Raw genomic sequence first — 13,534 nt, forward strand, 5'->3', positions numbered from 1 at the left:
ATAAGTATTAATTTTCTATATGTTTTGTGGCCAAAATAGGCCCAATTTTTTCTATGATTTTTCCAGCTACTTCAACAGATGTCCACCCTGCTGTATTAAATGGGGTTCCTTTATATGATCCTTTTTTATTTTTATATTCATATACGTAGTCTGATGAAGTTTTCGGCTCATCAAGTAGAACTATCAGCACATATTTAGGTTTAGAAGTGGGGAAAATACCTGCAAATGTATTTACCTTTGCTTTAGAATAACCTCCTACTATTGTTTTTTGAGCAGTTCCTGTTTTTCCACCAACTTCATAACCTTCAATGTTTACAAGTCCTGCTGTACCTTCTTTAGTATTTACAATTTTTCTAAGTATTGGATTTATCTTCTCTGAAATACCAGCTTTGATTATTCTTCTTTCTTTTTCAGGATCTTTTAATTCTTTTTTTATTAAGCTGGGCTCAATAGCAAAACCACCATTTGAAATTATTGCATAAGCTTTTGCTAATTGTAATGGAGTGGTAGTTATTCCATGTCCAAAAGACACTGTCGCAAGTTTACATTTTCCCCACTTAAATGGAATAGGCTCTCCAACCTCCTCTATGTCAAAATTTATTTTACTTAAGATTCCAATTTTTTCTAAAAAAGCTTTTAATTTAATAATTTCTAATTTTTGTCCAATTCTTACAGATCCTATATTTCCAGACCTAATTAAAATTTGTTCTACAGTAAGATCTGATGGTATTTTATTGTCATATTCAGAAATACTACTTTTTCCACATTGTAGTTTTTTTTCTAAATTTAAAAATTCTGTGTCAGTATCAATTAAGCCTTCCTCTAATCCAGCTGCTACTGTAAAAGTTTTAAATACTGAGCCCAGCTCATACACTCCTTTTGTTGCTCTATTAATAAAATTGAGATCAACTATCTTCTCTCTTTTATTTAGATCAAAATCTGGATATGAAACCATAGATATAATTTCTCCATTATTAACATTCATCAAAATTACTGTACTACCTTTACTTCTAAATATAGATTGAAACTTTACTAACTCTTCTCTAATTAAAAATTGTATGTCAGTATCTACTGTTAATTTAAGTGGTTCGTTTGTTTGTTTTAATTTTTCATTAAAGGATTTTTCAAGTCCTGATATACCTTTATTGTCATCATCTATTTGACCAATAATATGACTAAAGAGATTTTTTTGAGGATAAATTCTAGTTAATTTTTCTTCTGACTTAATTGATTTATCTCCAAGTAACATAATTTTTTCATAATTGTCAGAAGATATTTTTTTTTCTAAATAAAAGAATTTATTTTTTTCAAGCTTCTTAGTAATCTCTTCATAGTTTTTATCTGGGAATATTAACTGTAAATTAATTAATAGTTTTTTTTTATCAATTACTTCAATAGGATTAATGCCAATATCTATCGACTTAACTGTTTTAACTAAATAATTTCCATTTCTATCAAGTATGTCTGCTCTATAGTTTTTATTTATAGTTGAGAATTCCTTGGTATTTTCTTCTTTTAACGAGCCTAAATGAAGCAATTGTATTGAATAAATTACTGAAATCACCAAGAAAACAAAAAAAATAAACGCTATTCTATTAAATTGTATATCTAAATTAGTTTTACTTTTTTTATATGAAAATTCATTTTCATATTCTTCTAGAATAATATTCTTTTTATTGTTCATTTCCACTTTTGCTGATTAAGTCTTTTATTTCTAAAGTTTCATTATTTTTAATGATTTCCTTAATATTCATAATTTCAATTTTGATTAAATCTTTTTCAAAATATTGCGTTTGATACTGAACTAATTTTTCAGGAGAGCTCAAATAGTTAAACTCAAGCAATACATCTTCAAGTTCCGATTTTAAAGGTCTTATATTTTCTTTAACTATAAAAATTTGATCTTCTATTTCTTTTGTAGAGGTTTTAATAAGTGATGTAATTAATATTAATACGAAAATAACAGCTACCACTAATTGTTTCATAGTTTTTTTGACAAATTTTCAATGTCAATTAAATGTTTAAATTTATCCAAAATATCTGTTTCAAAATCGAAAAAATCTTCTTTTTTAATTACATAGCGTAACTTAGCTGATCTAGAAGGTGGATTTTCTCTAATCTCTTTATCACTTGGTACTATTGGTTTTTTTATAACAGATTTAAATAAATTTAATTTTTCTTCTGTTTTTGGCATATGTCTTGAGATGCTTTTATTTTCAGATAAACTTTTAAAAAAGTATTTAACAATTTTATCTTCTAAAGAATGAAATGTTACAACTGCAATAACTCCATCTTTTTTAACAACTTTAGCAGCATTAATTAATCCATAAATTAGTTCACTAATTTCTTTATTTACAAATATTCTTAATGCTTGGAAAATTTTAGTTGCACTATGTGTCTTATAATTTCTTTTTCTTTTCGAAGACTCTATAATCCTAACTAGCTCTTCTGTTGTGATCTCTCTTTTAGATCTGTCTTCAACAATATTGTGTGCTATTCTTTTACTGTCTGCTTCATCCCCAAAATATTTAAATATTTTTGTAAGTTCTTTTTCATCTAATTGATTGATTACTTCTTTTGCTGAAAATTCATTTATACCCATTTTCATATTAAGTTCACCAATACTATCAAATGAAAGACCTTTTTTTGGGTCTTTAATCTGGTTCAAGGAATACCCTAAATCAAAAATTACAGCTTTTATATTTTCATGTTTTAACTTTAGATTATTTAATTGACTGAATTTTATATTTTTAAATAACAGCCTATCCTCAAAACTATTTTGAAGTTCTTGAGCCTTTACAGAACTTTCAGAATCTCTATCTAGTGCAATTACTTTTGTTTCAGGAAAGTTTAATATTCTTTTTGTGTATCCGCCTTGACCAAACGTGCAGTCAATAAATGTGCCACCATATTGAGGGGTAATAATGCTAATTATTTCACTTAGCAATACCGGATAATGATTTCTCACATCTGGTATTATGGTGGCTATCATTTATTTTTTTGAAGACCATTAATTCTTTTGTCTTCTTAAAAATGCTGGAATTTCTAAATCATCATCTTCTGAGGTATTTTCTGAAGTTTCAGTTGATAAAAATCCTTCTGTCTCTGAAGTTGCACTATCCGAACTAAATAGATCTGGCGCGTCTTCACCTTCTACACCAAAGTTTTCAAGTCCATTAGAAACATGCTCCTCCTCCATTGGGCCATTTTCTTCAAGCTTTGCAGTTGTAAGTGCCTCCTCTGAAAAAGATTGTTCATAATCATTTGATTGATTTTTTTCAACAATACTGTCAGCTTCTTGATTGCTAACAGTTTGCTCATTCATCATTTCTGATGATGTAGTATTTATAACTGGTTCTGCAATTATTTCATTTTCTAACTTTAATGCATTTGCTCCATGAGAAATAGGGCTAGTCATTGTAGGTGAAAAATTAAACGATTGAGCAGAACTAGCACTGTTAAAATCTGAATAACCAGGATTTCTATTTTGTATTCTGTGAACCATATTAATTACAGATTTACTTTCTGGTTGTTGTCCATCTAGTGCCGTTGCAACTATTGATACTCTAATTTTTCCATCAAGGTCGCCAGATGTAATAGCGCCAATAATCACCTCTGCTTCAGGATCTACTTCAGCTCTTATTTTATTAACAACTTCATCAACCTCAAAAAGTTTAAGATCCTTACCACCAGTAATATTTACTAGTAATCCTTTTGCACCCTTTAACGTATAATCATCAATCAATGGGTTGCTAATTGCCATGTCTGCTGCTTTAGCTGCTCTACCTTCTCCTTCAGCCTCACCAGTTCCCATCATTGCTTTGCCCATTGAAGCCATTACAGTTTCAACATCAGCAAAATCTAGATTAACTATACCTGGTCTAACCATTAGATCAGTTACACTCTGTACACCTTGCATTAAAACATTATTTGAAAGATTAAAAGATTCTTCAAATGTAGTTTGTTCATTTGCAACCTTAAATAAGTTTTGATTTGGAATTACAATAATTGTATCTACATGTTTTCTTAATTCTTCTAGGCCTACCTGAGCTCTTCTCATTCTTGATGGCCCTTCATATAAAAAAGGAAGTGTTACAACACCTACTGTTAAAATATTTAATTCTTTAGCAGCTCTTGCAATAACGTGTGCAGCACCTGTGCCAGTTCCACCACCCATACCAGCAGTTATAAAAACCATGTTTGCACCCTGAAGAGTATTTACAATTTCATTTAAAGATTCATCTGCAGCTGCTTGACCAATGTCATGTTTTGCTCCAGCACCTAAACCTTTTGTTAAACTTAGGCCAATTTGAATTCTTGCTTTAGCTTTACTTAACTTTAAATCTTGAGCATCTGTATTTACTGCTATGAACTCTACTCCTTGAAGTCCATTATCAATCATTTCATTAAGTGCATTTCCACCTGCTCCGCCAACTCCCACTACTAATAATCTTGGTTGTAATTCTTTTATTTCTGGTGATTTAAAGTTAATTGTCATTTTTATTTCCCCTCATTGTTATTAAAATGTTTTTCCCATTTAAGACTTGCACGATTTAGATTTGCTTTTTTTCTTGCGTTGATCTTAAATTTTTCAAATGCTGTTGGTTCCCATATTTGGAATGTTTGACCTTGACCAACAAACAACATGCTATTTTTTATTTTTGCATGTTTTAATAATTTTGTTGATAATGAAATTCTACCTTCACTATCAAATTGTAAATTCATACTCTCAGATAAAATTGATGTTGCAAAATAATCTCTTTTTTCTTCAAATGGACTTAATGAATCTATACTTGCAGAAAGTTTTTCAATTCTATCTTGTGAGCAAGCTTCTATAGACTGATTATTAAATGAGGGATAACAGATAACACCATTGTATCCTAAGTTAGAAAGGTGAGATCTAAAACTAGCAGGCACAGATACCCTTCCCTTTTTGTCTATTTTGTTCTCGTAAGTAGATAAAAACATATTTTTTATATTGCATAAATTCCATATTTGGGAATATATGGGACAATATGGGTTTTTTAAGATAGAGTCAATATGTTCATTTTAGGCTTATTTGGCAATGATTGTAGATAACTTTTATGTATCTACATAAAGTCAAAAATCAATTTTTAGTTTCAACTCAATACAATTCTAAGACTAAAAATAAGAACAGAAATGATTCAATTATGAATCAAAAGGTGAACATCTAAAATTAATTAAAATTGAACTGTGGATAAGTTTGCTAGACAAACTATAAGCCGGGTTCTGTCATTTAAACCTATCATTTCTCTAGGCTTAAGATCACTCTTAAGCTCATGCAACTAACCCTGATGACTAGCCAAAGACGGCTTTTAGTTTTGCAACAATGTCATCTCTACTTAGTCTTGCTCCCAGTGGGGTTTTCCAGCGTTCATTGTTACCAATAGAACCGGTGCGCTCTTACCACACCTTTTCACCCTTGCCATGTTATGGCGGTATATTTTCTGTGGCACTATCCCTAGGGTTTCCCCCGCCAGGTATTATCTGGCACTGTGTCTTTGCGGAGCCCGGACTTTCCTCTTTAATAAATTAAAGCGATAAGTCGTTCATCTAGCAAATGTAATTTATTACTTAATTATAGAACTTCAAGAAAAATTTAACTGTATGCTTTGATGAGGCTTTTATTGATTAATAAGGATTCTTGATCAATTTTTCCATCAACCAACTCTTGTCTAAATCTTCTTTGAAAAGATTTTATTAATTCTCTTAAATATTTATTCCTACCAATATTTTTTGGAAATGTTTTTGAATATCCAATCTTAAACAGGTTTCTAAAAAAAATATTCTCTTCTATCTTGCTTATTTTTAGCTTTCTATTCTTTAGTAAATCTTGCTTATTTAATGTGTGCCATATCCCTATTTTATTTTTAGCCAAATATTCCCATGGAAACTTTTCACCTGGATCTTTTTTTCTAAGTACTGCTATGTCTGAGTGTCCCAAAATATTCTTAGGATTAATTTTATATTTTTTTATTAAAAACTTACTTAACTTTACAAGAGTAGTAATTTGTTTTTGTGTAAAATTTTTATAACCACACTCATGTCCTGGGTTTGTAATTTCAATACCAATAGAATTTTGATTTAAAGACTTATAATTTTTCCAAGAAGATTTTCCTGCATGCCATGCGATGTATAAATCAGGTACTATTTTTACAATCTCTCCATTATTTTTGATTAAATAATGACAGCTAACCTCAGATTGTATTTCTGTTAATCTTTTCAAAGCATCAGATTCGCTTTTCATACCCGTATAATGAAAGATAATAAATTTGATTTGCTTAGAAGTTCTTTTTTTAGGATTAAAATTTGGGGAATAGTTTAATATTGTTTTTAAAGCCATTTTTGCGTCATATTTAGAGCTAAATCTAGATTTACATTGATATTATATACATTATATAATCATAGAATAATGAAAAAAATTTTAATAACTTCACTAATAAGTTTAATGTTAGCAACAAATGTGAGTGCTGATACAGACGGTGAAAACAACTTATCTAAAAAAAATTCTGGTGAAGTTAAAGACTGTTTTGAAAGTGTAAATAGAGCAACATTTAAATTTAACCAAGTGTTAGATGGTGTTATTTTTGAACCTGTTGCAAAAGCTTATAGAATTTTACCCTCTCCAGTTAGAGCTGGGACAGGTAATGCTCTAGACAATCTCTCTACACTTGTAACAATACCTAATAATATTCTCCAAGGAGAATTTAAAAAAGCTGGAGTTAACACAGGTAGATTTATTGTTAATACAACAGTTGGAGTTGTTGGAATATTTGATGTGGCTGAAAAAATTGGTTTTCCAGAGTATGAAAAAGAAGATTATGGCCAAACACTTGGTGTAATGGGTGTTGGTCCAGGATGTTATCTTGTTCTACCTGTTTTAGGACCATCCACTGTTAGAGATACAGCTGGATCATTTGCAAATATATTAGGTGGAGATGCTTGGTATAACGTTACTGTAGCTAATGATACTCAGCATTTTTCTGACTTTGATTATTACGCATCAAGAGCAAGTTCTGGGATAGATTTTAGAGCAAAAAATATAGACTCGTTTGAAAACTTAGAAAAAAATTCAATAGACTTTTATGCTTCAGTTAGAAGTTTATATTTGCAAGATAGACAAAAAAAAATAGCTAACTCTAATGCAATAACTGAAACCCAAAACGATAGTGATTGGGAAGAAATAGAAGCTCAATAAATTATAAAACTTAATGAGATTAAAAAAGTTTTTAATATTTACCTTCGTCATAATTAACTTTGTTGGTATTAATCAATCATATTCAATTGAACCAGATGTATTTGTTCAATCAACAGTGAATAGAGCTTCTGAGGCCTTAAATAACGAATATTCAAAAGAAGAAAAAATAGAAAAGCTAAAACAAATTGCAAGTGAAACAGTTGATATCAATGGTATTGGTTATTACACTTTAGGAGCTTATAGAAAAAATATAACTGACAATGAAATAAATCAATATGAGATGCTTTTTGAACAATATTTTCTAAAAAGTTTTTCTAGTCGACTGGCTGAATACTCAAATCCAGAAATTGAAGTTGTATCTAAAGAAAAATTAAATGAAAATTATACAATGGTATCTAGTATTTTAGTTGGAACAGAACAAAGGCCTGAGGTTAAAATTGATTGGAGAATTTATACAAAAAATCCAGAAAATCCTTTAATCAGAGATTTAATTATTGAAGGCTTAAGTCTAGCAAGAACTCAAAAGGAAGAGTTTTCTTCTATCATTCAGAGTAATGATGGGGATATCAACGGTCTTTTTTCTATTTTAAAAGAGTTTATTAAATAATCATCTATAAAAATAATTTTTGGTGGGCCCGCCAGGACTCGAACCTGGGACCAATACATTATGAGTGTACTGCTCTAACCAACTGAGCTACAGGCCCTAAAAATTAAGCTTTAATTATATTATAATGTAACCGATGTCTAGCATAGGTAAAAGATAATGAAAATGGTGGGACTGGTTGGTTACGCTCCAACTACCCCTGCAATGTCAATGCAGTACTCTACTATTGAGCTACAGTCCCTAAGTGTAGTTATTATCTATGGTAAATATATTTGTTTTTCTATTAACTGAATACATTATTGATAGATTAATCCAAAATATAGTTAGATTATAATCACCAAAAAAAGCACCGCTAGGCAAAAAAGGAATAAATGATGTGGTTAAAAATATTATACAACTATATTGAATATAATTTTTAGAAGATAATATTATCTTTATTTTGCTAAAGATTAAATAGAATAAAATAAAAAATAAAATAAAACTACCAATTAAACCATGCTCAGTTAAAAATTCAAAATAAATCTGGTGTGGATGAGTGTTACACACATAGTTAAGTTTTTTCTCTTTTGAACATGTCTCTACTCGATAATTTTTATTCCCTACCCCAAAAATTGGATATCTCTTAAAAACTTCAAATCCAGATTTATAAAGTTCATAATAAATAGTATTTTCTACAGTACTTTCATTTTTTTTTATTTCTTTTTTAACCATTATAGTATTTTTTATTTTATCTAAAAATTGTCCTTGATATCTAAGATTTAAATAATCTGATTTTGAAATTAAAATACCTAATAAAGTCACTAGGAGAAGTATTGATATAATTTTTTCCTTAAATTTAAAGAAATTATTAAAAAAATAGAATAAAAAAAAACCTAAGATCGCTTTAATTGCATTAGATCTTTCACCTGTCAAGACTATTGCAATAATAAAAAATATAGAAAAAATTAGAATAATATATTTATATCTATTTGAAATATCGTTACTTAAATAAAACAAATGACCAATAATAATCAGATAAAATGAATTAATATATCCTCCTACAATTGGCTCATCTTTGAAGAAACTAACTATTCTTGAGCCATATGCTTCTCCATAACCAAGTATATTTGTTCCTGATATACTTTCTAAATAGGTATCTAAAGACAACAAAGATAGGGTAATGGCCCATACTACCAAAACTCTATTTACAAAATCTTTATTATAAAAAAAATAATTAAACGCTAAAAAAAGTATTCCAAATCTAATAAAGCCAAAATTTCTATGAACACTCATTGAAAAATCTTTTGCAATAATGGAATTAAAAATTAAATATAAGCAAAGCAATATTATAAGTTTAATAGTCTTATTAAATGGAAATTTAAAATCTTTTTTGAACAGAATTAAAAAAATGAACGAAATATCAATTAATAGAATATTTACCAATGAAATAGCTGGGCCAATAATTATAGACGCAGGTATAAAGGAAAATAAAAAAAGAAAATAAGAATTAAAAATTTTACTGTTCATTTAATAAATTTAATACTCTATTACTTATTAAAAATAAATAAAATCTATCTTACTTGAAAAAATTGGTTTATTTAACTTTCTAAAAAGCTTTTTAGTTGCTTGGATCTGCTTGGGTGTTTTAGTTTTCTAAGAGCTTTAGCCTCTATCTGTCTAATACGCTCTCTTGTTACAGAAAACTGTAGACCTACCTCTTCAAGAGTATGATCTGTATTCATTCCAACACCAAACCTCATTCTAAGAACTCTTTCTTCTCTTGGTGTTAAAGTTGATAAAATTTTAGTCGTAGCTTCACTTAGATTAGATTTAATAGCTTGTTCTAAAGGTGCTAATGCTTTTGTATCTTCAATAAAATCACCCAAACTACTATCCTCTTCGTCACCCACTGGTTTTTCAAGAGACACGGGTTCTTTTGATATTTTTAAAACTTTTCTAACTTTATCTAAAGGCATTCTTAATTTTTGTGCTAGCTCTTCAGGTGTAGCCTCTCTACCAAACTCACTTAAAATTAATCTTTGGGTTCTTACAATTTTATTAATAGTCTCAATCATATGAACTGGAATTCTAATAGTTCGCGCTTGGTCAGCAATAGATCTAGTGATTGCTTGTCTAATCCACCAAGTGGCATATGTTGAAAATTTATAACCCCTTCTGTATTCAAATTTATCTACAGCTTTCATAAGACCGATATTTCCTTCTTGAATAAGATCTAGAAACTGAAGTCCTCTATTTGTATATTTTTTTGCAATTGAAATTACCAATCTTAAGTTTGCTTCAACCATTTCTTTTTTTGCAATTCTAGATTCTTTTTCACCTTTTTGAACTCTGCTAACTATTTTTTTATAATCAGTTACTGAAATTCCAAGTTTATGACTAATCTCAATTAATCTCTCTCTTATGTTTTTAAATTCATCTTTATTTTTTGAAAAAAACTGTTTCCACATGGGGTTAGTATCCAAGAACTTTTTAAGATTTGGGTTAATTTCATTACCAATATAAAACTTAATAAATTCATTTCTTGGAATTTTTTGATCCATAGCCAATCTTAAAAGATTTCCTTCTAGTGAAACAATTTTTTTATTTTCCACATAGTGTTTTTGAACCAATTCCTCTAATACAGATGGTGACAATTGTAATGATTTAATATTTTCTAAAATATCACTTACAATTTTATCATGTCCTTTTTCTTTAGCAGCGGAGAAACTTACTGCGTTTAAAATACAATCAAGTTTTTCTTTTTGATATTTTATTAATTTTGCATATTCTTTTGTTAAAGTATTAACAGTTTTTAAAACTTTTGGTTTGATTTCAGTTTCCATTGCTGCAAGCGTTGGATTAAACTCATCATCGTCTCCATTATTCTCATCATTTTTATCAGTTTCCCCAGAATTTCTTTGTTTAGCACTTGGACCTGTATTTTCGTCTTCCATGTAGTTAGTATCAATATCGATAATTTCTCTAACTAATATTTCATCACTTTGAAGTTTTTCATCCCATTCTACAAATTGTTGTGCAGTAATTGGGCTTTGTGCTAATGCTATAAGCATTACATCTTTCCCAGCTTCTATTCTTTTTGCAATTGCAATTTCACCTTCACGAGATAATAGCTCTACTCCACCCATCTCTCTTAAATACATTCTTATAGGGTCATCACTTTTCTCAATTGTCTTACCATCTTCTTTAGATGAGTTTTCTTTTTTTCGTAAAACTTTAAAATCAGATTTTTTTTCAACCAATGCTACATTCTCATCAAGAATGTGCATGAAGGCTTGCTCTAAATTTTCGTCTGAAAGATTTCTTTTACCTAATGATTTATTTAGCTCATCAAAAGTTATAAATCCTCTATGAGTTCCACGACCCATAAGTCTAGCAAATGATTTTGTAATTATTCTTTCCACAATAGTATATCTGAGATGACTTATATAAGCCCAATTTGAGAAAAATCCACGTATTTTTTAAAGGATTTAATTGATATTTTTTTGTTTTTTTAGCTCTCTTATTTCATTAAAAGTGCTTTCGCTTAAATCTTTAGAAAACTTCGACTCGAGCTCTTCAATCCTAAACTCTAAATCGTAGTTTTTAAGATCTCTAGAAACCTCCTCTAATAATTCAAACATTTTATTCTGATCATTTTGGTGATTATTTAGAATATGTTTTATTGAGGCAAATTTAAAGATTTTTTCCGTTAATTGAGGGTCAATTGGAACTTGATCTAAGGTAAGTTTTTCTCCACTCTTTAGTTTGGTTATCAAAGTTTCAAGGATTAATTTATTTTCTTCACTAAATAGATTTATATTTTCAATCATGTGAATATTTTCTTGAAATAAATCTAAATTATTCATTATTAAATAAAGCAATGAAAACTCTTTAAGCTCCACACCACTCAATAATTTGCTTTCGTTAAAGTGTTTTTGAGTAGACTGTAATGATTTTATCTTTTTAGTATAAAATTGTTTTTTTCCCACATTACTATGTGGAGTTAAAGATGAAATTTTTTCTAAAAAAAACTCTAATACATATTTTTTTATAAAATCATCTTTTATAGTTGCAGCAATAGCTCTTAATTTTTTTTCAAAAATAGCCATTGATGAAGGATTGTTATCAGTTTGTTGTTTATAATGGTTAAATATAAACTGATGAATTGAAATTTTTGCTTGTTTAGTAAAATCAATAAAGTTTGCTTTGCCATTTTTATTTGCATAGCTATCAGGATCTTCGCCATCTGGTAAAAAAAGAAATGAAATTTGTTTTTCTGGTTGTAGTTCTTTAATTGAATTTTCTGCCGCTCTAACTGCTGCTTTGTATCCACTTTCATCACCATCAAAACAAATAATTATGTCTTCAAAGAATTGGTTAAGCATTAAAATTTGTCTATCTGTTAAAGAAGTTCCAAGATTTGCTACAACGTTTTCAATTCCATTTTTACTTAAACCAACTACATCCATATATCCTTCAACCAAATATACATGATCTATTTTATTGGATAATCTTCTAGCTAAATCTAAATTATATAAGTTAGAACCCTTTTTAAAAAAAGGTGTTTCAGGAGAATTAATATATTTTGCTGAATAACTATTTTCCTGGATAGTTCTTCCTCCTAATCCAATAGGTTGGCCTGAAATATTATTAATTGGAAATATTATTCTATCTCGAAATCTTTCAATGTATGTATTCTTTTTTTCATCTAAATAAAAAAGACCACTTTCAACCAAAACTTTTTCACTGAATTCATCTTTTAATTTTTCATAAAAATTTGAGTTTCTTTCAACAAATCCAATTTTAAAATTTTTGACTTCATTTTTACTGAGGTTTCTTTTTTTTAAATAGTCTCTTGCAATAGTTAAGCTTTCATTTTTTAAAATTTCATCATGATAAAATTGAACATATTGATTGTAGATTGAGCAATATTCTTGCCAATTTTTTTCACGTTCTTCATCTTGCTTTGAAAACGTATAAGGTCTCATACCTGCAAGATTTGCTAATGATTTTACTGCTTCTCCAAATTTCAAATTTTGAGTTTTCATTACAAAATCAAAAATATTTCCATGTTCCGATGTTGCAAAACAATGATAAAATTCCTTCTCATCATTAACTGTAAATGAAGGTGTTTTTTCAGTTTTAAAGGGTGATAAACCTACAAATTCTTTGCCTCTTTTTTTTAGACTGACAGACTTTGATACAACTGTCGAAACCTTTAAACGAGTTTTAATTTCGTCCAAATACTCTTTTGGGTATTTCATTATTTATTTAATAGTTCTTTTAGCAAAGGTCCAGCTTTAGCAAAATCTAGATTGTCAGGGTATGACTTTTTCAATTCACCCATTACTTTACCCATGTCTTTAATTGATGCGGCACCCAATTTACTTATTGTATCAACGCATATTTTTTTAGTTTCTTCATCGTTTAACTGCTGTGGTAAAAAACTAGATAAAAGATCAAATTCATTTTGCTCAACTTCTAACAAATCCATTCTCTCATTTTTTTGATAGATCTCTATTGATTCGGTTCTTTGCTTGATCATTTTCTTTAAAAGTTTTTTAATATCTTCATCGTCTGTTTCTTTTATGTTGGCACCAGAACGATTGATAATATCAAGGTCTTTTATTCCAGATAAAATTAACCTGTAGGTTGAGATTTCAACCTTATTTTTTGATTTTAGAGAATTTTTATAGTTAGTTTCAATTTTTTCTTTCAATGTCATAATATTT

At 28.8% G+C, this 13,534-nt stretch carries 13 protein-coding genes, 2 tRNA genes and 1 other RNA gene; 3 read left to right on the forward strand and 13 right to left on the reverse strand.

Annotated elements, in window-relative coordinates; translation table 11 throughout:
• Positions 1-7: 7 nt before the first annotated feature.
• The 7 genes from AC5SLN_RS05020 to AC5SLN_RS05050 all read right to left on the reverse strand — a co-directional run bounded on the left by AC5SLN_RS05020 (position 8) and on the right by AC5SLN_RS05050 (position 6,364).
• The gene (locus AC5SLN_RS05020; protein WP_494593056.1) at positions 8-1,690 is read right to left on the reverse strand and encodes a peptidoglycan D,D-transpeptidase FtsI family protein; all 1,683 of its coding nucleotides are present in this window, start codon (positions 1,688-1,690) and stop codon (positions 8-10) included.
• Positions 1,674-1,985 carry a cell division protein FtsL gene (locus AC5SLN_RS05025; RefSeq protein WP_494593057.1) on the reverse strand — a complete coding sequence of 104 codons (312 nt, stop codon included), beginning with the start codon at positions 1,983-1,985 and terminating at the stop codon, positions 1,674-1,676. The genes AC5SLN_RS05020 and AC5SLN_RS05025 overlap by 17 nt, the downstream gene beginning before the upstream one ends.
• Positions 1,982-2,992: a 16S rRNA (cytosine(1402)-N(4))-methyltransferase RsmH gene (gene rsmH, locus AC5SLN_RS05030; protein ID WP_494593058.1), complete on the reverse strand. Its 1,011-nt coding sequence runs from the start codon at positions 2,990-2,992 to the stop codon at positions 1,982-1,984. The genes AC5SLN_RS05025 and rsmH overlap by 4 nt, the downstream gene beginning before the upstream one ends.
• A gap of 18 nt (positions 2,993-3,010) precedes the next feature.
• The gene (gene ftsZ, locus AC5SLN_RS05035) at positions 3,011-4,498 is read right to left on the reverse strand and encodes a cell division protein FtsZ (protein WP_494593060.1); all 1,488 of its coding nucleotides are present in this window, start codon (positions 4,496-4,498) and stop codon (positions 3,011-3,013) included.
• 2 nt (positions 4,499-4,500) lie between these two features.
• Positions 4,501-4,968, reverse strand: a complete 468-nt coding sequence (gene mraZ / locus AC5SLN_RS05040) for a division/cell wall cluster transcriptional repressor MraZ (RefSeq protein WP_494593061.1) — start codon at positions 4,966-4,968, stop codon at positions 4,501-4,503.
• 255 nt (positions 4,969-5,223) lie between these two features.
• An RNA gene (rnpB, locus tag AC5SLN_RS05045) (RNase P RNA component class A) lies at positions 5,224-5,578 on the reverse strand.
• A gap of 42 nt (positions 5,579-5,620) precedes the next feature.
• Positions 5,621-6,364: an N-acetylmuramoyl-L-alanine amidase gene (locus AC5SLN_RS05050; protein WP_494593063.1), complete on the reverse strand. Its 744-nt coding sequence runs from the start codon at positions 6,362-6,364 to the stop codon at positions 5,621-5,623.
• Positions 6,365-6,433: 69 nt separating this feature from the next.
• Here AC5SLN_RS05050 and AC5SLN_RS05055 point away from each other — a divergent pair, with 69 nt between their 5' ends.
• Both AC5SLN_RS05055 and AC5SLN_RS05060 read left to right on the forward strand, forming a co-directional pair.
• Positions 6,434-7,219 (forward strand): MlaA family lipoprotein, encoded by a 786-nt coding sequence (locus AC5SLN_RS05055; protein ID WP_494593064.1) that lies wholly within the window; start codon positions 6,434-6,436, stop codon positions 7,217-7,219.
• Positions 7,220-7,232: 13 nt separating this feature from the next.
• Positions 7,233-7,826: a Tgt2/MlaC family protein gene (locus AC5SLN_RS05060; protein ID WP_494593066.1), complete on the forward strand. Its 594-nt coding sequence runs from the start codon at positions 7,233-7,235 to the stop codon at positions 7,824-7,826.
• Between the two features lie 20 nt (positions 7,827-7,846).
• On the opposite strand, the gene AC5SLN_RS05065 is transcribed toward AC5SLN_RS05060, so the two are convergent.
• From AC5SLN_RS05065 to AC5SLN_RS05075, 3 genes are all read right to left on the reverse strand, one after another.
• A tRNA-Ile gene (locus tag AC5SLN_RS05065) sits at positions 7,847-7,923 on the reverse strand.
• 66 nt (positions 7,924-7,989) lie between these two features.
• A tRNA-Val gene (locus AC5SLN_RS05070) sits at positions 7,990-8,064 on the reverse strand.
• Positions 8,064-9,095: an O-antigen ligase family protein gene (locus AC5SLN_RS05075; RefSeq protein ID WP_494593068.1), complete on the reverse strand. Its 1,032-nt coding sequence runs from the start codon at positions 9,093-9,095 to the stop codon at positions 8,064-8,066. Before AC5SLN_RS05075 ends, AC5SLN_RS05070 begins: the two co-directional genes overlap by 1 nt.
• 19 nt (positions 9,096-9,114) lie before the next feature.
• Between AC5SLN_RS05075 and AC5SLN_RS05080 the strand changes: the two genes are divergently transcribed.
• Positions 9,115-9,306 (forward strand): hypothetical protein, encoded by a 192-nt coding sequence (locus AC5SLN_RS05080; RefSeq protein WP_494593069.1) that lies wholly within the window; start codon positions 9,115-9,117, stop codon positions 9,304-9,306.
• Between the two features lie 94 nt (positions 9,307-9,400).
• Here the strand turns inward: AC5SLN_RS05080 and rpoD are convergent, their stop codons facing one another.
• From rpoD to AC5SLN_RS05095, 3 genes are all read right to left on the reverse strand, one after another.
• A complete protein-coding gene (rpoD, locus tag AC5SLN_RS05085) occupies positions 9,401-11,224 on the reverse strand; it encodes an RNA polymerase sigma factor RpoD (RefSeq protein ID WP_494593070.1) in 1,824 nt (607 codons plus the stop codon).
• Between the two features lie 66 nt (positions 11,225-11,290).
• Complete coding sequence (gene dnaG / locus AC5SLN_RS05090) at positions 11,291-13,066, reverse strand: DNA primase (protein ID WP_494593071.1); 1,776 nt, start codon at positions 13,064-13,066, stop codon at positions 11,291-11,293.
• Positions 13,066-13,527 (reverse strand): GatB/YqeY domain-containing protein, encoded by a 462-nt coding sequence (locus AC5SLN_RS05095; protein ID WP_494593072.1) that lies wholly within the window; start codon positions 13,525-13,527, stop codon positions 13,066-13,068. The genes dnaG and AC5SLN_RS05095 overlap by 1 nt, the downstream gene beginning before the upstream one ends.
• Positions 13,528-13,534: the final 7 nt, after the last annotated feature.

This window comes from Candidatus Pelagibacter sp. PS_31, from assembly GCF_059417865.1.

Bases quoted from the DNA above. Each gene is read 5' to 3' on its own strand.
- AC5SLN_RS05025 (WP_494593057.1), bottom strand. From the start codon at position 1,985: ATGAAACAATTAGTGGTAGCTGTTATTTTCGTATTAATATTAATTACA.
- rsmH (WP_494593058.1), bottom strand. From the start codon at position 2,992: ATGATAGCCACCATAATACCAGATGTGAGAAATCATTATCCGGTATTG.
- ftsZ (WP_494593060.1), bottom strand. From the start codon at position 4,498: ATGACAATTAACTTTAAATCACCAGAAATAAAAGAATTACAACCAAGA.
- mraZ (WP_494593061.1), bottom strand. From the start codon at position 4,968: ATGTTTTTATCTACTTACGAGAACAAAATAGACAAAAAGGGAAGGGTA.
- AC5SLN_RS05050 (WP_494593063.1), bottom strand. From the start codon at position 6,364: ATGGCTTTAAAAACAATATTAAACTATTCCCCAAATTTTAATCCTAAA.
- AC5SLN_RS05055 (WP_494593064.1), top strand. From the start codon at position 6,434: ATGAAAAAAATTTTAATAACTTCACTAATAAGTTTAATGTTAGCAACA.
- AC5SLN_RS05060 (WP_494593066.1), top strand. From the start codon at position 7,233: ATGAGATTAAAAAAGTTTTTAATATTTACCTTCGTCATAATTAACTTT.
- AC5SLN_RS05075 (WP_494593068.1), bottom strand. From the start codon at position 9,095: ATGAGTGTTCATAGAAATTTTGGCTTTATTAGATTTGGAATACTTTTT.
- AC5SLN_RS05080 (WP_494593069.1), top strand. From the start codon at position 9,115: ATGGAATTAAAAATTAAATATAAGCAAAGCAATATTATAAGTTTAATA.
- dnaG (WP_494593071.1), bottom strand. From the start codon at position 13,066: ATGAAATACCCAAAAGAGTATTTGGACGAAATTAAAACTCGTTTAAAG.
- AC5SLN_RS05095 (WP_494593072.1), bottom strand. From the start codon at position 13,527: ATGACATTGAAAGAAAAAATTGAAACTAACTATAAAAATTCTCTAAAA.